General features: G+C 60.8%; 19 protein-coding genes and 1 tRNA gene. 10 read left to right on the plus strand and 10 right to left on the minus strand.

The window, feature by feature from the left end; genetic code table 11:
- The first annotated feature begins 21 nt into the window (after nucleotides 1–21).
- The 3 genes from HF257_RS05425 to HF257_RS05435 all read left to right on the plus strand — a co-directional run bounded on the left by HF257_RS05425 (nucleotide 22) and on the right by HF257_RS05435 (nucleotide 3,794).
- A complete protein-coding gene (locus HF257_RS05425; protein WP_185704721.1) occupies nucleotides 22–1,338 on the plus strand; it encodes a S41 family peptidase in 1,317 nt (438 codons plus the stop codon).
- A 1-nt stretch (nucleotide 1,339) separates the two neighbouring features.
- The gene (locus HF257_RS05430) at nucleotides 1,340–2,125 is read left to right on the plus strand and encodes a divergent polysaccharide deacetylase family protein (RefSeq protein ID WP_185704719.1); all 786 of its coding nucleotides are present in this window, start codon (nucleotides 1,340–1,342) and stop codon (nucleotides 2,123–2,125) included.
- An 85-nt stretch (nucleotides 2,126–2,210) separates the two neighbouring features.
- A complete protein-coding gene (locus tag HF257_RS05435; protein ID WP_185704717.1) occupies nucleotides 2,211–3,794 on the plus strand; it encodes a trypsin-like peptidase domain-containing protein in 1,584 nt (527 codons plus the stop codon).
- Between the two features lie 3 nt (nucleotides 3,795–3,797).
- Here HF257_RS05435 and HF257_RS05440 read toward each other — a convergent pair whose 3' ends face one another.
- The 6 genes from HF257_RS05440 to hisB form a co-directional block, all read right to left on the minus strand.
- Nucleotides 3,798–4,553, minus strand: coding sequence for a substrate-binding periplasmic protein (locus HF257_RS05440; protein WP_185704715.1), 756 nt, complete (start codon nucleotides 4,551–4,553; stop codon nucleotides 3,798–3,800).
- Between the two features lie 66 nt (nucleotides 4,554–4,619).
- Nucleotides 4,620–5,390: an imidazole glycerol phosphate synthase subunit HisF gene (gene hisF / locus HF257_RS05445; protein WP_003171107.1), complete on the minus strand. Its 771-nt coding sequence runs from the start codon at nucleotides 5,388–5,390 to the stop codon at nucleotides 4,620–4,622.
- 9 nt (nucleotides 5,391–5,399) lie between these two features.
- Entirely contained in the window at nucleotides 5,400–6,137 is a 738-nt protein-coding gene (hisA, locus tag HF257_RS05450) for a 1-(5-phosphoribosyl)-5-[(5-phosphoribosylamino)methylideneamino]imidazole-4-carboxamide isomerase (RefSeq protein ID WP_003187784.1), read from the minus strand.
- A gap of 39 nt (nucleotides 6,138–6,176) precedes the next feature.
- Nucleotides 6,177–6,434, minus strand: a complete 258-nt coding sequence (locus HF257_RS05455; RefSeq protein ID WP_185704713.1) for a DUF2164 domain-containing protein — start codon at nucleotides 6,432–6,434, stop codon at nucleotides 6,177–6,179.
- Nucleotides 6,435–7,073, minus strand: a complete 639-nt coding sequence (gene hisH / locus HF257_RS05460; RefSeq protein WP_185704711.1) for an imidazole glycerol phosphate synthase subunit HisH — start codon at nucleotides 7,071–7,073, stop codon at nucleotides 6,435–6,437.
- Nucleotides 7,073–7,666, minus strand: coding sequence for an imidazoleglycerol-phosphate dehydratase HisB (gene hisB / locus HF257_RS05465; RefSeq protein ID WP_003218037.1), 594 nt, complete (start codon nucleotides 7,664–7,666; stop codon nucleotides 7,073–7,075). The genes hisH and hisB overlap by 1 nt, the downstream gene beginning before the upstream one ends.
- 253 nt (nucleotides 7,667–7,919) lie before the next feature.
- Between hisB and HF257_RS05470 the strand changes: the two genes are divergently transcribed.
- Both HF257_RS05470 and HF257_RS05475 read left to right on the plus strand, forming a co-directional pair.
- Nucleotides 7,920–9,143 (plus strand): MASE1 domain-containing protein, encoded by a 1,224-nt coding sequence (locus tag HF257_RS05470; protein ID WP_185704709.1) that lies wholly within the window; start codon nucleotides 7,920–7,922, stop codon nucleotides 9,141–9,143.
- A gap of 44 nt (nucleotides 9,144–9,187) precedes the next feature.
- On the plus strand, nucleotides 9,188–10,528 hold the full coding sequence (locus HF257_RS05475; protein WP_185704707.1) for an HdeD family acid-resistance protein: 1,341 nt from the start codon (nucleotides 9,188–9,190) through the stop codon (nucleotides 10,526–10,528).
- A gap of 38 nt (nucleotides 10,529–10,566) precedes the next feature.
- Here the strand turns inward: HF257_RS05475 and HF257_RS05480 are convergent, their stop codons facing one another.
- A complete protein-coding gene (locus HF257_RS05480; RefSeq protein ID WP_185704705.1) occupies nucleotides 10,567–12,228 on the minus strand; it encodes an OFA family MFS transporter in 1,662 nt (553 codons plus the stop codon).
- A gap of 325 nt (nucleotides 12,229–12,553) precedes the next feature.
- On the opposite strand from HF257_RS05480, the gene HF257_RS05485 reads away from it, so the two are divergent.
- The 4 genes from HF257_RS05485 (at nucleotide 12,554) to HF257_RS05500 (ending at nucleotide 16,273) form a co-directional block, all read left to right on the plus strand.
- On the plus strand, nucleotides 12,554–14,761 hold the full coding sequence (locus tag HF257_RS05485) for an AsmA family protein (RefSeq protein ID WP_185704703.1): 2,208 nt from the start codon (nucleotides 12,554–12,556) through the stop codon (nucleotides 14,759–14,761).
- On the plus strand, nucleotides 14,758–15,825 hold the full coding sequence (gene mutY, locus HF257_RS05490) for an A/G-specific adenine glycosylase (RefSeq protein WP_185704701.1): 1,068 nt from the start codon (nucleotides 14,758–14,760) through the stop codon (nucleotides 15,823–15,825). The genes HF257_RS05485 and mutY overlap by 4 nt, the downstream gene beginning before the upstream one ends.
- Nucleotides 15,822–16,094 carry an oxidative damage protection protein gene (locus HF257_RS05495; RefSeq protein WP_185712023.1) on the plus strand — a complete coding sequence of 91 codons (273 nt, stop codon included), beginning with the start codon at nucleotides 15,822–15,824 and terminating at the stop codon, nucleotides 16,092–16,094. The genes mutY and HF257_RS05495 overlap by 4 nt, the downstream gene beginning before the upstream one ends.
- Before the next feature lie 103 nt (nucleotides 16,095–16,197).
- Nucleotides 16,198–16,273, plus strand: a tRNA-Phe gene (locus HF257_RS05500).
- A 131-nt stretch (nucleotides 16,274–16,404) separates the two neighbouring features.
- Here HF257_RS05500 and HF257_RS05505 read toward each other — a convergent pair.
- From HF257_RS05505 to relB, 3 genes are all read right to left on the minus strand, one after another.
- The gene (locus HF257_RS05505) at nucleotides 16,405–18,012 is read right to left on the minus strand and encodes an ArnT family glycosyltransferase (protein ID WP_185704699.1); all 1,608 of its coding nucleotides are present in this window, start codon (nucleotides 18,010–18,012) and stop codon (nucleotides 16,405–16,407) included.
- Between the two features lie 87 nt (nucleotides 18,013–18,099).
- Nucleotides 18,100–19,065: an arsenic resistance protein gene (locus tag HF257_RS05510; protein ID WP_185704697.1), complete on the minus strand. Its 966-nt coding sequence runs from the start codon at nucleotides 19,063–19,065 to the stop codon at nucleotides 18,100–18,102.
- An 87-nt stretch (nucleotides 19,066–19,152) separates the two neighbouring features.
- The gene (gene relB, locus HF257_RS05515; RefSeq protein ID WP_185704695.1) at nucleotides 19,153–19,347 is read right to left on the minus strand and encodes a type II toxin-antitoxin system RelB family antitoxin; all 195 of its coding nucleotides are present in this window, start codon (nucleotides 19,345–19,347) and stop codon (nucleotides 19,153–19,155) included.
- A gap of 113 nt (nucleotides 19,348–19,460) precedes the next feature.
- Here relB and HF257_RS05520 point away from each other — a divergent pair, with 113 nt between their 5' ends.
- Complete coding sequence (locus HF257_RS05520) at nucleotides 19,461–20,447, plus strand: alpha/beta hydrolase family protein (protein ID WP_185704693.1); 987 nt, start codon at nucleotides 19,461–19,463, stop codon at nucleotides 20,445–20,447.
- Nucleotides 20,448–20,450 lie beyond the last annotated feature (3 nt).

The following is a 20,450-nucleotide window of genomic DNA, read 5'->3' on the forward strand; positions in this document are numbered from 1 at the left end:
TACATTAGGAGTTCGTTCGACATGCTGCATTTGTCCCGCCTCACTTCGCTGGCCCTGACGATCGCCCTGGTGATCGGCGCGCCTCTGGCATTTGCCGACCAGGCCGCCCCAGCCGCACCCGCTGCGAGCGCCGCGACCACCAAGGCGCCGTTGCCGCTGGACGAGCTGCGCACCTTTGCCGAGGTCATGGACCGCATTAAGGCCGCGTATGTCGAACCCGTAGACGACAAGACCCTGCTGGAGAATGCCATCAAGGGCATGCTCAGCAACCTTGATCCGCACTCCGCCTACCTGGGCCCGGAAGATTTCGCCGAGCTGCAGGAAAGCACCAGCGGTGAATTCGGCGGCTTGGGCATCGAAGTCGGCTCCGAAGACGGCAACGTCAAGGTCGTGTCGCCCATCGACGACACCCCAGCGTCCAAGGCCGGCATCCAGGCCGGCGACTTCATCGTCAAGATCAATGGCCAGCCAACGCGCGGCCAGACCATGACCGAAGCCGTCGACAAGATGCGCGGCAAGATCGGCCAAAAAATCACCCTGACCCTGGTACGCGACGGCGGCACGCCGTTCGATGTGACGCTGACCCGCGCAACCATCACGGTCAAGAGCGTGAAGAGCCAGTTGCTTGAGTCGGGTTACGGCTACATCCGTATTACCCAATTCCAGGTCAAGACCGGCGACGAAGTGGCCAAGGCCCTGGCCAAGCTGCGTAAAGACAACGGAAAGAAGCTTAACGGCATCGTGCTGGACCTGCGTAACAACCCAGGCGGCGTGCTGCAGGCAGCGGTAGAAGTGGTCGATCACTTCATTACCAAAGGCTTGATCGTGTACACCAAGGGCCGTATCGCCAACTCCGAGCTGCGTTTCTCGGCCACCGGCAACGACCTAAGCGAAGGCGTGCCACTGGCCGTGCTGATCAACGGCGGCAGCGCCTCGGCGTCAGAAATCGTCGCCGGCGCCCTGCAAGACCAGAAGCGCGGCGTGCTGATGGGCACCACCAGTTTCGGTAAAGGCTCGGTGCAAACCGTGTTGCCGCTGAACAATGATCGCGCGCTGAAAATCACCACGGCGCTGTACTACACGCCGAACGGCCGTTCGATCCAGGCCCAGGGCATCGTGCCGGACATCGAAGTGCGCAAGGCCAAGATCACCAGCGAGTCCGACGGCGAGTACTACAAAGAGGCGGACCTGCAAGGTCACCTGGGCAATGGCAACGGCGGTGCCGACCAGCCAACCGGCAGCGGCACCAAAGCCAAGCCGATGCCGCAGGACGATGACTACCAACTGGCCCAGGCGCTGAGCCTGCTCAAGGGCTTGAGCATCACCCGCAGCCGTTGATATGCGTTTTGCCCTGATCATCGCTGTGCTGTGCAGCCTGGCCGGAGTCGCCCACGCGACTCCGGCCAACGAGCCGCACAAAGCCTACCTGACCCTCATCATCGACGACCTCGGGCAAAACCTGCCCAGGGATCGTCGTGTGCTGGCCCTGCCTGGCCCGGTGACCACGGCGATCATGCCGGACACACCTCACGCCGCCGAATTTGCCCGCGAAGCCCACAAGGCCGGCAAAATCGTGATCCTGCACATGCCCATGGACCCGGCCACCGGCCCGTTCGCCTGGCACCCCGACCTGCCCATCGAGGAACTCGGCAAGCGCCTGGACGCCGCGTTCAAGGCCGTGCCCTACACCGCCGGCATCAACAACCACATGGGCAGCCGCATGACCGCACAGCCCGCAGCCATGGCGTGGCTGATGGCCGAGTTGCAACGGCGCAACAAGTTCTTCGTCGACAGTCGCACCAGCGCGCAGACCGTGGCCGCTGCCGAGGCGCAGAAGATCGGCCTGGCCAGTGTCTCGCGGGATGTGTTCCTCGATGATGAGCGCACCGAGGCGGCAATCACCACGCAGTTGCAGACCGCAATCAAGCTGGCCCATAAACAAGGCTCGGCGGTGATGATCGGCCACCCTTACCCGCAAACCCTGGCGGTGCTGGAGCGTGAGCTGCCCAAGCTCAAGGCCCAGGGCGTGGACTGGATCGATATCAAGTTGATGATCAGTGTGCGCAGCAACCAGGCAATGGCCGGCCACGGCAAAGATGGCACTTACCTGACCCACGGCAAATAACTACCGCCCCTTCCAATGTCGATCCTTTGATAGTTGATGCCAACCCCAGAACCCTCTGGGCCAGCTCACTTCAACGGATTGATCCATGAATAGACCTTACTCACTGCTGTGCTGCGCATTGCTGGCAGCCTTATCGTTGCCTTTGTGGGCAACCCCCGGCGATTTCGGCGAAGGCCTCACCAGCACCAGCCCGCCACGACTGCTCACCAACGCTACCCGGCAACACAACCACTGGAGCGGCGTGGGCCGCATCAGGAATGACTCCTTCGCGCTCTGCACCGCGACGCTGCTCGATACCCGCGATGAACGTGGCAATTCCGGCCCCGCCTATGTCATCACCAGCAGCCATTGTATTCACCGCCTCAGCGGTGCGGTGATCAAGGACCGACCACTCAAGGGCAGCATCACGTTCAATTACTTCGAGGACACCCTGGAAAAGCTCAAGATCTATCCACTCAAGACCCTGAAATGGGGCAGCAGCCAAGGTGTCGACCTGGCGCTGATCGAACTCGAAAGCCCGCTGGCCACCTTGATCAACGACGGCATCGAACCCTTGAAGCTCGCCGACGCAGTGCCCGCCGACGGCACCAACATCCTGGCCCTGAGCGCGCCCGCCTGGAACACGCTGCACCTGTCGGCGTGCGTTCAACAAAGCTCCGAAGAAGTGGTTGAGCAGCCGTTTGTCTGGCGTGTGACCATGAAAAACCAATGCCAGGGTATCGAGTCCGGCGCATTCGGCGGACCGCTGCTGGACCGCGCCACCAACACCCTGTTCGGCATTCTCAGCGCGACCACCATCGGCCGCGACGCCGAAAAAAAATGCCAGCGCGACACGCCGTGCGAAGTCAAGAACGGCCAGGCGAGCTGGCATGCCGACAGCAACTACGGCAGCCCTGTCACGTTTCTCAAACAGTGCTTCGTCAAGGGTGTGCTGACTGCCGATGCACAGACCTGCGATCTTTACCCCGCCACCTCGATCACCTTCACAAAGCACGAGCCGATACAGCAGTACTTCGTGAAAACCGCCAAAGACCAGGGCCAAAGCATCACGCCACGCTGGAACCTGGCGTTTACCGCCAACACCGCGCTGTACCGTTACAAGGCCACACGCCGGGCCAGTGAATGCGAAAGCCCACTCAATTACAGCGCTCCACTCCCAAGCAAAGATGCCGTGATCAGAGATCCGATCGGCCCCCAGACCGGCATGCACTTTTTATGCATCCTGGGAGTCGAATCAGACCAAGGAGTGAGCAGGAACTCGATGCGAAACGCCGTGACCGTGGCCGTGGAGCTGGTGGAGCCAGCGACAGCGCGCAAACCGGACGTAAAGGTCGTACTCGACAAACACGTCTTGCAGAACTACACAGTGCTCTGGCACCTGGCACCGCCGCTCATAAACCGCGTCATCTATAAATATGGCCCGGCAGCCGAGACCGATTGCGCGGTGCACGAGGGCTACCAACCACTGCCGCCTACCGAAAGCGATGACCTGGATGAAGCCCTGGACCTCTACGGCATGCCCCCACAAAATCAGGCTCCGGACGCCCCAGCGGAAAAATATGCACAGTTCATTTCGACTCGCAACCAACCGATAAAAGTCTGCACCTACGCGTACGATCAGGCCGATCAGCGCTCGGCCCTGCGAGAAGACCTGCTCAAACCGCGTTAAGGGCTAGAGATAGCGCGCCATGATTTGGTCCACAACGCCCTCTTCACGCAACTGATCGAGCGCCAGCTGCAGTTTGGCCACTACCTCGTCCGGCACCTCTTTGTTCAGCGCCAGGTACAACTGGGCGCTGTTGAAGCGCAAGACCGTCTTGAGTTGGGTCACCCCGACTTGACGGGCCAGGTAGCGGCCTGCCGGATCACCGGTGGCCCACAGGTCTATCTGGCCATCCACGAGCTTTTGCGCATTGTCCTGGTCACGTAACGCAACGACTGGATTGAGCCCCTGCTTTTCCAGGGTTTCGGCAATGGCATCGCCCTTGTAGGCGCCGATCTTGTAGCGCCGCGCCTGCTCCAGGTCGCCCAGCTGAATCTTGCTGTCGGCCTTCGCCAGCATCACCCAATCGTCCGGCCCGATAGGACCGACCCATTTGAACAGGGCTTCACGGTCCGGCAGGCGAGCCATCACGAATACGCCATAGCCGGGCTTTTCCAGGGCGAGTTTGTAGATTCGTTCCCAGGGGAAACGCAGGGTGAGGTTGTAGGAAATGCCGGCACGCTTGAAGGTCTCGCGCACGATGTCCACGGCGATGCCTTCGATGTTCTCTTCTTTGGCGAAGTTCTTGCCGTTTTTCGCCATGTTGTAGGGCGGGAAGTTTTCCGTCAGCAGCACCAGGGCGGCGCCAGACGGCTCCTCGGCACGGGCCGAACCCACCAAGAGGATGGACGTACTGGCGAGGGCAAGCAGCAAGTGTTTGAACATGAAGGTTACCGAAATCCATGGCAAGCGCAGAGAGTGCCCCGCGCCTGCCATGGTGTCCAGCAGCGTTTAGCGAACGACGATACCGCGCGCGGCCATGTAGGCCTTGGCCTCAGGAACGGTGTATTCGCCAAAGTGGAAAATACTCGCCGCGAGCACGGCACTGGCGTGGCCTTCGATCACGCCGTCGGCCAGGTGTTGCAGGTTGCCGACGCCACCCGAGGCGATCACCGGAATGCCTAGCGCATCACTGATGGCGCGGGTCACGCCCAGGTCGAAGCCGTTTTTCATGCCGTCCTGGTCCATGCTGGTCAGCAGGATTTCACCGGCGCCCAGGCCTTCCATCTTCATCGCCCACTCCACCGCGTCGAGGCCGGTCGGCTTGCGACCGCCGTGGGTGAAGATTTCCCAGCGCGGGGTTTCGCCCGGGCCGGAAACCTTCTTGGCGTCGATGGCCACCACGATGCATTGCGAGCCAAAGTGCTGCGCGGCCTCGCCGACAAACTCCGGATTGAACACGGCGGCGGTGTTGATCGAAACCTTGTCCGCGCCGGCATTGAGCAGGTTGCGGATGTCTTGCACGGTGCGCACGCCGCCGCCCACGGTCAGCGGGATGAAGACCTGACTGGCCATGCGCTCCACGGTATGCAACGTGGTGTCGCGGCCGTCGACGCTGGCAGTGATGTCGAGGAAGGTAATCTCGTCGGCACCTTGCTCGTCGTAGCGACGGGCGATTTCCACCGGGTCACCGGCGTCGCGGATGTTCTCGAACTTGACGCCCTTGACCACGCGACCGTTGTCGACGTCCAGGCAAGGGATGATGCGTTTGGCCAGCGCCATGGTCAGTCCTCAGCCGTTGTAGGCGTCGCAGTAAGCCTGGGCTTCGGCAACGTCCAGGGTACCTTCGTAGATCGCACGACCGGTGATGGCGCCGATGATGCCAGGCGCCTTGGCGTCCAGCAGCGACTTGATGTCACCCAGGTTGTGGATACCACCGGATGCAATCACCGGGATCTTGGTAGCCGCGGCCAACGCAGCGGTGAACGGTACGTTGCAGCCCTGCATCATGCCGTCTTTGGCGATGTCGGTATAAACGATGGCGGACACGCCGTCGGCTTCAAACTGCTTGGCCAGGTCGATCACCTGCACGGTGCTGATCTCAGCCCAGCCGTCGGTGGCGACGAAACCGTCCTTGGCGTCCAGGCCAACGATGACCTTGCCAGGGAACGCGCGGCACGCTTCGGCGACAAAGGCCGGGTCTTTCACCGCCTTGGTGCCGATGATCACGTAGCTCACGCCTGCCTTGACGTAGTGCTCGATGGTTTCCAGCGAGCGAATACCGCCGCCGATCTGGATCGGCAGGTTCGGGTAGCGCTTGGCGATGGCGGTGACCACCTCGCCGTTGACCGGCTGGCCTTCGAAGGCGCCGTTCAAGTCCACCAGATGCAGGCGACGGCAGCCTCCTTCTACCCATTTGGCAGCCATGCTCACCGGGTCATCGGAGAACACGGTGGAGTCTTCCATGCGGCCTTGGCGCAGACGGACGCAGGCGCCGTCCTTGAGATCGATAGCGGGGATAATCAGCATCTGGCAAACCTTATTCGATATTCAGCAATGCTTGGGAAATCAGGGTTTCTCAAGCGACCACAAGTCGCTTTCGATGCTTTCGAACCTTTCTTTAAGGAGCGTCTGCGTGTCGAAAATCGCCTTGTTGTAATAGTGCGGAGCAACTTCGGTGGTGAACAGTTCGAGGATCTCGGCAACCTCGAACGAACCCAGCTTCAGCTCGAAGCGATCTTCCATGAAACGCTTGATCTTGAGGGTAGCCTCACTCTCCTGTTCGGGCGTGAGGTTCAAGACCGGCAACTTCGGCTTGCGGCTCATTTACCAGCGCCCGTCCCAGGCGGCGAAGTTCTGCAGCAATTGCAGGCCATGGGCATGGCTCTTCTCCGGGTGGAACTGCACGGCAAAGCGCGAACCTTCGGCCAGCGCAGCGGCGAAGTCGACGCCGTAGTGCCCGCCACCCACCACCTGGCCCGGCTTGCCGGCGGCGATGTAGTAGCTGTGCACGAAATAGAAACGCGCCATGTCCGGCACGTCGTGCCACAGCGGGTGATCCACGGTCTGGCGCACTTCGTTCCAGCCCATGTGCGGGACTTTCAGGTGTTCGCCATCCTCGTGCAGGTCCTTGCCGAAGAACTTCACCTGGCCCGGGAACAAGCCGATGCAGTCGACGCCGTCGTTTTCTTCACTGCTGTCGAGCAAGGCTTGCATGCCCACGCAGATGCCGAGGAACGGGCGGTCCTGGCTGACTTCGCGCACCAGGCTGTCAAAGCCCAGGCGGCGGATCTCGGCCATGCAATCGCGAATCGCGCCGACGCCGGGGAATACCACCCGGTCAGCTTCGCGAATCACCTGTGCATCGCTGGTGATCAGCACCTTGCCGGCACCTACGTGTTCGAGGGCCTTGGCCACCGAGTGCAGGTTGCCCATGCCGTAATCGATAACCGCGACCGTCTGCATTACAGGACGCCCTTGGTCGAGGGCATTTGCCCGGCCATGCGGTCATCGAGCTCAACCGCCATGCGCAGTGCGCGGCCGAAAGCCTTGAACACGGTTTCGATCTGGTGGTGGGTGTTGGTGCCGCGCAGGTTGTCGATGTGCAGGCTGACAAGCGCGTGGTTGACGAAACCCTGGAAGAATTCCTGGAACAGGTCGACGTCAAAGCCGCCCACGGTGGCGCGGGTGTAGGGCACGTGCATCTGCAGGCCTGGGCGGCCGGAGAAGTCGATGACCACACGCGACAGCGCTTCGTCCAGCGGGACATAGGCGTGGCCGTAGCGACGGATGCCTTTTTTGTCGCCGATGGCCTTGGCAAACGCCTGGCCGAGGGTGATACCGACATCCTCCACGGTGTGGTGGTCGTCGATATGCAGGTCGCCCTTGCTGACGATATCCAGGTCGATCAGCCCGTGACGGGCGATCTGGTCCAGCATGTGCTCAAGAAAAGGTACACCGATATCAAATCGGGCCTTTCCGGTGCCATCCAGGTTAATCGAGGCTTTGATCTGGGTTTCCAGAGTGTCGCGCTCGACGGACGCCTTACGTTCGGCCATCACCAGCTCCGCAAAATCATTGGGCGAAAAAGGCAGCCATTATAGGGGCGCGGGCGCCAAACAGAAACATCGAAGGGGATAAGACTGATGGAGTGCCGGTGTTAGACATGTGCATACAACTAGACGCCCCAGGATGGTGCGCGCCAAACAATTACCCGGAACCCCATGACGGCTTCGCTGTACCATAAACTCAACGTTTAAACCTGATGAATACTGAACCGTGACGATACCGAACGCCTTACGGCGCACTGGCGTGCTTTTCCTGTGGGCCCTGGTCTACTACGTGTCTGGCGTTGCGTCGCTGGCCTTTGAAGATCCCGTCTCGAACATGGCGATTATCTGGTTCCCGGCAGGCGTTTCGGTGTCGGCGTTCCTGAGTTCCCAGCGCAACCATTGGCCGATGCTGTTCGTGGCGCTGCTGGCCGCGAGAGTGTTGCTGGGCGAGCATGGGTGGCACGCTTTGCTACCCACCCTCGCGTTTTCAGCGGTGGCGCTGGCGGGTTCGGTGGCCATCGCCTGGCTGGTGCGCCACTTCGCGCGGCGGGGCGATGACGTGCATGCCATCGTCTTGTGGCTGTTGGCAACGGTAGCGGTGTGTGGCGCCCAGGCGCTGATCAGGAAAACCTGGTTGTTACTGGCCGGGGAGGCTTCGCAACACACGTTCCTGAGCAACTGGATGTCCGGCGTCAACGGCGTGTTCTTCGCGACGGTGGTGGTGATGAACGTGCTGAACAGCAACCTGCGCGACTTCCCCACCTCGGCGCGGGAAAAAGCCGCTGGCGGCCTGTGCCTGCTGCTTCTGGCACTGAACACCTGGTACATCTTCGGGGCCCCGCCGGATTGGCTCACCAGCATCCTGGACACCGACGCCGGTGCGGCGGTGTATTTCCTCCTGGCGTGCCTTCCCATCGCGCTGACGCTCGCGGTCTGCGTGGCCTGGCGCAGTCCCGGCGGCTCCCTGGCGTTGCTGGTGCTGGGCAGCATCGTGGTCAATTACACCGACCAGAAGACCGGCCCGTTCTATGTGCCCGGCCTGCTGGAAGGCGAGCCTTTGCTGCTGGCGCAAAGTTACCTGTCGATTACTGCGCTGCTGGTAGTAGCGGTACGCCTGATGACCCAATCCAACAAGCCCTACGACCCGGAAACCGGGCGGCTGCCGGGTGAAGGCGTGATGTACCAACTGCACCCCGGCACGGGCGAGATTCTGTGGGATGACAACCTGGCGACATTGCTGGATGTTGGCGTGCAGCCGATGAACACCGTGCAGCACGTGCTGAACCGTGTGCACCCGGAAGATCGCGACAAGCTCGAACGCCATTGGTCTGCGGACGTCGGCCTGCGTGCATCTTCGCTGGCCTTTCGCATCGACAAGGGCAACGGTGACTGGCTCACCCTCTACGACCAGAGCCCCGGAGCCCTGAGGGATGCCACCGGACAAGTGATTGTCGGCAACTGGCAGACCAGCCGTTATTCCTGATTTTATATCGTTGGCAATCCGCGTTTACCTGTACGAGTGTGTTCATGATTCAGATTGCTTTACTGCTGTTCGGCGTTGAATTCGTCCGCTCCAAATTCTGGTTTCTCGGCCTGGTTGGCATCGTCTGGGGCGCGCTGGGCCTGGGCGTCATGATCGACGGGCTGGATGGCGAGTTGTACTTCCCGCTGCGCGCGTTCGGGTTGCTGTTGCTGCTGGAAAGCATTGTGACCCTGAGCGTGGCGTCCAGCGGCGTCGGCACTCAACGCGCGGTGCTGTTCTTCAAGGGTGGCATCTGCTTTTTCGTGGCGGTGCTGATCCTGGCCGACAAGGTCTACAGCAACCTGCTGCTGGCGATCATCTTTGGCTTTACCTACTTTGTGATCGGTTTGTTGGCGATCACCTCGGCCTGGGTGGTGCGGTTTCCACGCTGGCGTTCGGCGCTGTTCAGCGGTGGCGTACAGGTGGTGTTCGCGGTGCTGCTGGTGAGCCCATACCCGATCAGCAACAGCGCAACCGTGTCGTTTTTCCTGGGGGCACTGATGATTGTCAGCGGCTTGAATACCGTGCGTATCGCTCGTCGCGTACAGCGCTTGCGCCACGGCACCTCGACCTTCGAATTGCTGGCGCCTCGAGACCTGTTGTCGGACTTCAAACAGCTGCCACCCGAAGAACCACAGCCGGAACAACCCGAGCCAGAGGCACCTGGCAACGACCCTCTGGTGGTGCACATCTGGACACCAGAAGGCACGGCCAGCGCGGCCACAATCCCCCGCCCGATCATCAATCGCTACATTGCCGCGGTGGATGCGCAGGGTGTGATTTCAACCGGTCACGCGGCCATTGAGCTGTCGCCATCGGTGTATTTGAGCCTGTACCCGGTCGCGGATATCGATCGCTCACCGTCGGAGTTCTTCCGCATCCTCAAGGCCACCCGCAACAACGATGTGCCCGGCACTTTCCTGCCGGACTACGCCACCGAAGTGGCCAACTGGTGCGATTCGGACCGCAAGATCGTGTTCCACCAGTACAGCCGCAAGGCGCTGATTGAGTTCTCGAATAATTATCGTCGGCAAGCCACCTACAACCTGACCTACCGCAATTGCTCAAGCAGCGTGGCATTTGCCCTGGAAGCGTCGATGGATGGGGTGTTGTCGGAACGCTCGCGGCGATGGCGTTCGGTGCTGCAGACCCTGCTCATGCCTGAGCTGTGGATTGCTGCGCAAGTGCGCAAACGGGCCATGACCATGGCCTGGACGCCCGGCCTGGTGATGGATTACGCACGCGCCCTGCGGGTGATTGTGCACCCGGTGCCACGGCCATGGTTCCAGCGGATCCCATGGCGTGGCGCTTCCAGCAAGTCCTTGCCGGACAAGAAGCAGGACTAGTACCGGGGCCTCTCACCTTGCGTGAGAGGCCGCGTGTATCAGTGGAACAGTACCGCGGTTTTTTGCAGGGTCACCCACACACCCCACGCCAACGGAATACCGACCACCAGCCAGGCAGCAATCGCCAATGGCACGCTACCGGAAGCTGCTTTCCACTCCAGCGAAGTGGTCGCATCGGCGCCTTTGTCATGACCCAGCGCTTGCTCAGCCGCCAGTTCGGCGTCGGTCATGAAGTACTTGTCGGCCACCGGGCGCACCAGCAAGTTGCAGATGAAACCCAGCACCAGCAGGCCGGCGAGGATATACAAGGTGATGTCGTAAGCGGCTGCGCGTTCAACGCCGATGCTCAGTTGATATTCACGCAGGTAGTTCACCAATACCGGGCCCAATACACCCGCGGCCGCCCAAGCGGTTAGCAGGCGACCGTGGATCGCGCCCACCATCTGCGTGCCGAACAGGTCGGCCAGGTACGCCGGCACGGTCGCAAAACCACCGCCGTACATCGACAGGATGATGCAGAACGCCGCCACGAACAGTGAAACGTTGCCCAGATGGCCGAGGTTCGGGATCAGCGCGTACAGGGCAAAACCCAGGGCGAAGAACACAAAGTAAGTGTTTTTACGGCCCAGGTAGTCGGAGAACGACGCCCAGAAGAACCGGCCACCGATGTTGAACAGGCTCAGCAGCCCAGTGAAGCCCGCAGCGATGGCCGCGATGGAGGCCAATTGACCGGCATCCAATTGGCCAAACGGCACATCCACACCCAGCAGCTTGCCGCCGAACACTTCCTGCAGCAGCGGCGAAGCCATGCCGAGGATGCCGATACCGGCAGATACGTTCAGGCACAGCACCAGCCAGACCAGGCGGAATTGTGGGGTTTTCCACGCCACATTCACGTGGACGTGACGGTGGGTAATCATCGCGTTGCTGGCTTTTTTCGCCGGCGCGGTCCAGCCCTCAGGCTTCCAGCCGGTTGGCGGAACACGATAGGACAATGCACCGCCAATCATGAACACGAAGTAGATCGCGGCCATCACCAGGAAGCTCTGCCACACGCCTACGCTGGTTGGCGTAGCGAAGTGGCCCATCAATGCTGCTGCCAACGGGGCGCCTACCATCGCGCCGCCGCCGAAGCCCATGATCGCCATGCCGGTAGCCATGCCGCGCTTGTCCGGAAACCACTTGATCAGGGTCGACACGGGCGAGATATAGCCCAGGCCCAGGCCGATACCGCCAATGACCCCGGAGCCGATCCACATCAGCCAGATCTGGTGGGTATAGATGCCCAACGCCGAGATCAACAGACCGCCACACCAGCACAGTGCCGATACAACGCCAGCCTTACGCGGGCCGGCATGTTCCAGCCAGCCGCCCCAGATCGCTGCCGAGCAGCCCAGGAAGATGAAGAACAGGGTGTAGATCCAGCCCAGCATGGAGATGGGCCAGTCGCATTGGGACGAGAAGACTTGTGCGATGAAGCTCATGTCCGGCGCGCAGGCGACCGGCTTGGTGACGCCCAGTGCCTTGGACAGTGGCAGCCAGAACACCGAGAAACCGTAGGCCATGCCGATGCACAGGTGGATGGCCAGCGCGGCCGGTGGAACCAGCCATCGGTTGAACCCGGGCTTGGCGATAATGCGTTCCTTGGACAGGAAAGCAGGCTGCGCGGCAGTTGAAGCTGCCGCAGTGCTAGTGCTCATTGGTGTTTCCCCCAGTTGTTAGTATGTGTCCGTCAGGCGCTCTCTCCCTCGGCCTTGCACGCAGAGCGTTGGCCGTTGTTTTGAGTAAAGCTCCATTTGAGCGCGACGCTATGTCGCAGAAGGCAGACGAACCGGCGCAGATTAGCACCTGCGGATGACAGAAAAACCAAACTGATATCACCTTTTTCGGAATATCTGTTTTGTTTGACGCCAAATTCCCGTTTTGCTGGGGCTGGATACAATGTAACGATCTGCGAACTGACGTACGGTTAGCGGCGTTATACTCTGCGGCTAAATTTTGAAATCGACATACAAGGACTCGCCCATGAAAGCGTTCGGCAAAATCCTGGGTCTGGTACTTCTCGGGCTGTTGCTGATCATTGTGGCTCTGGGCTTTGCCCTGACCCATCTCTTCGATCCCAACGACTATAAAGACGAGATTCGCCAGATTGCCCGCGACAAGGCCCACATCGAGCTGACGCTCAATGGCGACATCGGCTGGAGCCTGTTTCCCTGGCTCGGCCTGGAGCTGCACGAAGCCAGCGTGGCGACCCTGACCAATCCAACCCAACCGTTCGCCGACCTGCAGATGCTCGGCCTGTCGGTCCGCGTGCTGCCGCTGCTGCGCCGTGAAGTGCAGATGAGCGACGTGCGCGTCGAGGGCCTGAACCTGCGCCTCAACCGCGACAAGCAAGGCCACGGCAACTGGGAGGACATCGGCAAGAACGTGACCCAGACGACTGCCGGCGCCCCCGCCACGGTAGAACAACCGGCCGACGAGCCTGAAAAACCATCCAAGCCGATTCGCCTGGACATCGACAGCCTGACCATCAACAACGCCCGCGTTGAATACAACGACGAGCAGACCGGCAAGCAGTTCAGCGCCGAAAGCATTCAGTTGAGCGCCGGCGCCGTGCACGAAGGCGCCAGCATTCCGGTAAAACTCACCGCCTTCTTCGGCAGCAACCAGCCGGTGATGCGCATCAAGACCGAACTCAACGGTAACCTGCGCATCCAGCGCGCCCTCAAGCGCTACCAGTTCGAAGACATGAAGATCACCGGCGAAGCCACGGGCGAGCCGCTGCAAGGCAAGACCGTGACCTTCTCCACCCAGGGCCAACTGCTGCTGGACCAGGCGGCAAACATCGCCGAGTGGACCAACCTGAAACTGTCGGCCAACCAACTGCGCGCCCTGGGCGAATTGAAGGTCAACAACCTGGACAAGACCCCGCAATTCAGCGGCGCCCTGTCCATCGCCCAGTTTGACCTGGCCAAGTTCCTCGACAGCGTTGGCCATCCGCTGCCGCCTATGGCCGAAGGCAGCCTGAGCAAGGTCGAGCTGGTCAGCCGCCTCACCGGCACGCCGACCAGCGCGGCCTTTGAAGACTTGAACCTGAAACTCGACGGCAGCACCTTCACGGGTCGCCTCGCCGTAGACGACTTTGCCAAGCAGTCGCTGCGGGTCCAGCTCAAGGGCGATACCTTCAACGCTGACAACTACCTGCCGGCCAAGTCCGAATCCGCCAAGGGCGCGGCCGCCGCACGCCAGGCCGAAGTACAGAACAGCGAGGCCGGCGCCATGGCCGCCGGTGGCACCACCCCGCTGCCGGATGCCCCGACCAAAGGCGCCTGGAGCACCGACAAGCTGTTGCCGTTGCCTCGCCTGCGCACGCTGGACGTGAACGCCGACCTCTCCTTCGGCCAACTGACCTTGAGCAAGTTGCCAATCCAGAACGCTGCGCTGAAAGCGTCCGGCATTGATGGCCAGCTCAAGCTCGACACCCTCAGCGGCGGTCTTTACAACGGTACTTTCCAGGCCAACGGAACCCTGGACGTGCGCCAGGATATTCCGGTGCTGGCGCTGCAAAGCCACATCAAGCAAGTGCCGGTCGAACGGATCCTGCAAGCCCAGGGGCAAACGCCGCCAGTGAAGGGCCAGATCACCCTCGACAGCAATCTCAGCGGCCGTGGCAACAGCCAAAAAGCCCTGATCGACAGCCTCAACGGCACTGCCAGCTTTGTGATCAATAACGGTGTGCTGCTCAACGCCAACCTCGAACAGCAACTGTGCACCGGTATCGCCCTGCTCAACCGCAAGACCTTGAGCACCACGCCGCAGGGGAAAGACACGCCATTCCAGGAGTTGAAGGGCAACCTGACGTTCCGCAACGGCGTCGCCAGTAACCCGGACCTGAAAGTGCGTATTCCTGGCCTGACGGTGAACGGCAACGGTGACGTCGACCTGCGCGTACTGGGCATGGATTACCGCGTCGGCATCATCGTCGAAGGCGACCAGCGCGACGTACCGGACCCTGCCTGCCAGGTGGGCTCCAACTTCCAGAACATCGAAGTCCCGCTGCGCTGCCGCGGCCCGCTGGAACTGGGTGCCAAGGCATGCCGCCTGGACAAAGATGGTTTGAGCCAAGTGGCGATCAAGGCTGCTGGCAACAAGCTCAGCGAGAAGCTGGAAGAGAAGCTCGACAAAGTTAATCCACAACTCAAAGATGCTTTGAAAGGCCTGTTCAAGCGATGAGAAACGAGCAGTTTTCAACGGCGGTGCTGGACTGGTACGACCGCCACGGTCGCCATGACCTGCCCTGGCAACAGGGCATCACGCCCTACCGGGTGTGGGTCTCGGAGATCATGCTGCAACAGACCCAGGTGAGCACCGTGCTCAATTACTTCGACCGGTTCATGGCCTCCTTGCCGACGGTCGAAGCCCTGGCCGCCGCGCCCGAAGATGAAGTGCTGCACCTGTGGACCGGCCTGGGTTACTACACACGAGCACGCAACCTGCAGAAGACCGCGAAAATTGTCGTGGCCGAGTACGGCGGCGAATTTCCCAGGGACGTGGAAAAGCTCACCGAATTACCGGGCATTGGCCTGTCCACCGCCGGCGCAATCGCCAGCCTGAGCATGGGCCTGCGCGCACCGATCCTCGACGGCAACGTCAAGCGCGTGCTGGCGCGCTTTACCGCGCAAGAGGGCTACCCAGGCGAACCCAAGGTGGCCAAACAGCTGTGGGCCACTGCAGAACGCTTCACGCCCCATGATCGGGTCAACGCCTACACCCAGGCGATGATGGACATGGGCGCCACCCTCTGCACCCGCAGCAAGCCCAGTTGCCTGCTGTGCCCGCTGGAAAAAGGCTGCGAAGCCCACATGCTCGGCCTGGAGACGCGCTACCCCATCCCCAAGCCGCGCAAGACCATCCCCCAGAAGCGCACGCTGATGCCCATGCTGGCGAATGCCGAGGGCGCGATTCTGCTTTACCGTCGTCCATCGACAGGGCTGTGGGGTGGACTGTGGAGCTTGCCGGAATTGGACGACCTGCAAGACCTGGAACACCTCGCCCACCAGCACGCATTGGAACTGGGCAAGCAACAGGAGCTGCCGGGGTTGATCCACACCTTCAGCCATTTCCAACTGGCGATCGAACCCTGGCTGGTCCAGGTCGAGGAATCCGCCCATCACGTGGCCGAGGCCGACTGGCTCTGGTATAACCTCGCCACCCCGCCGCGCCTGGGCCTTGCCGCCCCGGTAAAAAAACTGCTGAAGCGCGCGGCCGACGTATTGAATGCAGGAGTGTCGTCATGACCCGCACCGTAATGTGCCGCAAGTACAAAGAAGAACTGCCAGCCCTGGAGCGCCCTCCGTATCCGGGCGCCAAGGGCCAGGACATCTACGACCACGTCTCTGCCAAAGCCTGGACCGACTGGCTGAAACACCAGACCCTGCTGATCAACGAAAAACGCCTGAACATGATGAACGCCGAAGACCGTAAATATTTGGCGGGCGAGATGGACAAGTTCTTTTCCGGCGAGGATTACGCCAAGGCCGACGGCTACGTGCCGCCTGCTCAATAATTGATCAAAAACCGGGGTCGGCACGTAAGCGACGGTAATAATTAAATATTTTTTGAAAACTTGCTTGACGACCCCCTGAAAAACCCGTTTAATGCGCCCCGTTGCCCAGATAGCTCAGTCGGTAGAGCAGGGGATTGAAAATCCCCGTGTCGGCGGTTCGATTCCGTCTCTGGGCACCACTAATTAGTTTTAGGTGGTGCCAGCGCCATCTGAAACACACAAAAAACCCGCCTAGTGCGGGTTTTTTGTTGCCTGCGATTTATGAGCCGCTTTAGGGTGACGTCCATCACCCCATCGCAGACCCGGTTCATCACTTCAGCAAAAACACCATCAGCGGATTGTCATTCAACCGCCCACTGAATACCGGCACCTGATTCTCCAGCGGCGTCCCCACCAGCAATGCCGTTTCCTTGCGCGCCACGATCACCCATGCAGGCCTTGGCAACGCGGCTAACCGCCCAACCTCACTCCCCCCGACAAACAGCGGCTGCTCGTCGTGGTCCAGATTCATCATGTAACGCACCGCCCAGGTGTCCCGGCCGAGATTGACAAACACCAGCGACCCCGGCTGCGTGACCCGTAGCGCCTCGACATGGCCAACGAAGGTACGGGTGTCGAATTGCAGATCCTTGGCAGGGTCGACCACTGTCACCAACACCAGCCATTGCGCAATCAATGCGATAGCGCTGAGCCAGACCAGCCTACCCACACGGCGCCAGGCGATGACAGCCACCACTTGCAGGATCACCAGTGCGCCGATCAACAACGGCAACGAAACGTCCGGCCAGTAACCGTGCTTTTGCCACCCATGCCGACAGACAAAGACTACAACCACGCACAACGCCGGCAGCGCCGCGACAAGCCACTCGTAACACCGACGCACGCCAATGAGCCAGTTTTGCGCCTGGAGCAGCCCATAGGCGGCGACAGCAGCAAACAGCGGCACCATCGGCAGGATGTAATAGGCGCGCTTGAAGTGCGGTACCGACAACCCCAGCAAAATCATCAAGCCACAGGCGCCGAGCCGCACCACCATCTGCACGTCTTCATTCACGAACCGCTCAGACCAGCGATGGCGCAGCGCGATCAACGTGGCCAGCGCCAGAGGCACCACCGGGAAGTAACGGTACACACTCAATTGGAAGTAGAAATAGAACGGCTCGCCGCTTTCATCGAGGCGCCCACCGACTTGCATCTTGAACACCTCGTCGGCAAAAGCATCGCCACCGCTGATTCGCGCCAGCTTCACCAGCAGCCACCAGCACGCCGCCAACAGCAGCAGGCCGACAACGCCATGGATCAGCACCTGCTTGACCCGCTGCCCCGGACGGCTCAGCGCCCAGTACACGCACACAACGCCACACACCTCGATCAACCCCAGCGGCCCACGAATCGCGAACCCCAGGACGAACAACGGGAACACCGCCAACTGGCGCAGCCGAGACCCCAGGCGCTCGCCTGTGTGTAACAGGTAGAAACTGCCTACGCATAGCAGCGACACCATCTGATCCAGGCACACCGAGCGCGACTTATCGAGCAACTGCGCGGTGAGCAGCGTCAGCAGCACCGTCAGCAGCGCCCACTGGCGACTCGACGGGACCAGCAAGCGGTAGATCAGCGCGACAACCCCAGCGGACGCGAGGGCCGTGGGCAGGATATTGGCCAGATGGTTGGGCGCACCGAATAATCGGGCAAAGACATAACTGAAGAAGGTCGCGGTACCAGGATAGTCCGCGTAAGGCTGCCCGTAGGTAGTGGGGAAAAAGCTCGCGCCATGGCGAAACATTTCTTGCAGGAACAGCGCCCAACGCCCGTCAAACCCCTGGGGCTGCTGATCCCAGATACCCAGGGTAAACAACAACAAAGCAATCAGGAAAATGCCCAGGGACTCCAGGCGAAAGCGGTTGCGGTGATCCATCGATAGACCTGTCAGGTAAGGGGCGCCGACTCATGGTGCCGAACGCATCCCTGAATAGCGCCTGAACAAACCCGAACAATCCTGGGTTTACCGACCTGCGGGCCACACCAGTGCCGGGATTAGACGGATGTAGAGTAGCTCGCCAATCAGTTCTACAAGGGTCTGCAGGATCACCGCCGTTGCAGCCAAGCCGCGCACCTCTTCTGGCAATGCCAACGCCAAGGGCAGCACCACCAGCGAGTTGCGGGTCGACGCGCTGAATGTCACTGCCCGCGCGGTCGCCGCTGGCAACGCAAACACGCGCGAAGCCAACATCCCCATCAACGGTGCCAACACCAGAAAGCCCACATAAACCGGGAGTACCGGCACCAGAAAGTTGATATCACGCACCACTGAAGTGATCTGCGAGCCGATCACCACCAGCAGCACCAGCGCCATGGCCGGTACCGGCAACCAGGCCCAGGCGTTGTTCCATGCGCCAACAGTCGCCGATTTTTTCGCCAGCGATGTGGTCAGCACCGCCAGAACCATCGGCACCACAATCAACAACAGGAACGCTTCTACAAACGGCCCCGCCGCCACCACAACATCCGATTGCGCCCCCAGCATCAACCCCAGGTACACCGGTAAAAGCGCCAACTGCAACAACAGCAACACCGGCGTCGCCGCCAGCATCAACCGCGAATCGCCCTTACCGATATGGGTAAACACCACCACGTAATCGATACACGGCGTCAGCAGCACCAGCAACGCCCCCACCAGCAACGCCGGGCGCTCCACCAGGCCACGAGTCAACGCCCACACCAGCAACGGCACCAGGATGAAGTTGGCCAGTAGCAACGCCGACAGGAAGCGCCTGTTGCCCAGGCCTTGGCGTAGCTCCAGAAAGGGGATTTGCAGGAACATCGCGTACATCAGCACTGCGATGGCGGGCGTGACCAAGACGTTGAGACCTTGCGCCAATGAGGGTGCGAGCAGACCGAAGATGATCGCCAGCAGGACGACGACGAAGTAGAGGGGGATCTGGTTGTGCTCAAGACTGTCGCGGGTCATAAAAGCGCTCTGGCTCATCGCAAAAGTGCAAGCCTATGCATCTACTGGCGTGAGGTCGAGTGGTGCTGCTTGAACCTATCAAGGATATTAACAAGCAGCACGACGAGACTTGCGCCTTTCCTCCAACACCCTTTTGACTTCCGCCATAGCCTCATCATGCGGAATGCTCGGACGAGGATCATCAATAGACGCCTGCACCTTGGCACGAACCCAGCGATCGTAGCTGGCGGCCTGTTCTTCTATTTCAAACGCTGAAACGATGGGCGAAAGTGGGATGCTCATAGAGACCTCCGCACTGGGCGCCGCAGAGTAGTGAACCCACCAAAGCGCACACAAGTGCTGGCAAACTGGGCAACTGTTACTAAAAAATAAAAATGAATACAGGCCGAGAAACAATGAATCTGAACGACGCGCCCACCGGGATGCCTGCCTCCACACCCACGCTCAGTCAAAGCGAACCCTTCGAGGAGCACGCCAGCGACGGCCACCCAATCGGCGGCTTCACCTGGCGCCACGTGCGCACAGACGTTGAACGCCCCGTAGTGATCATCAACGCCGCCACCTCCCTACGCTGCCGCTATTACTCGCGCTTCGCCGATTACCTGTTCGCCAACGGCCTTGATGTGATCACCTACGATTACCGCGGCATCGGCGAATCCCGTCGCGGCTCGCTGCGGGGTTTCAAAGCCTCATGGTCGGATTGGGGCGTGCTGGATTTCGAGGCGATCGTGCAGCGGGCACAGCGGGAGTTTCCAGGGCAACCCATTGATGTGGTCGGCCATAGCTTCGGTGGCTGCGCGGCCGGGCTGGGTGCATCGGGCGCGGTGATTCGGCGGATCGTGACGGTGGGCGCGCAGTTTGCGTATTGGCGAGACTACGAGGCGAAGAGCCGCTGGCGCATGCTTGCAAAATGGCATGTGGTAATGCCGCTGGTAACTGCCCTGTGCGGCTACTTCCCTGGCAAGCGCCTGGGCTGGCTGGAAGACACGCCAGCAGGCGTGGTGCGGGACTGGAACACGCCAACACCCCGCTATGAAACGCGGCCCAGTGGGCGGAGCTTGGGTGAACTGCCCTTCAGTCGAGTGAAGGCACAGTTGCTGGCTATCAGCATTACCGATGATCCCTTTGGGACCGTGGCAGCCACCGAGCGATTACTGAGTTACTTCGACGGTAGCGAACGCACCCATCTGAGGATCGCGCCCGAAGATATCGGAAAAAAACAGATCGGGCACTTCGCGTATTTCCGTAGCGAATATCAGGACCGCTTGTGGCCGATTGCGCTGGCGTGGTTGCAAAGTGGCCAATTGGCGACGGATACCCTTGGGATTTCCCCCCACCTGCGCTTCAATACACCACCCAGATCCACAACCCAAGGACGTTGAGCC

Source organism: Pseudomonas cremoris (assembly GCF_014230465.1).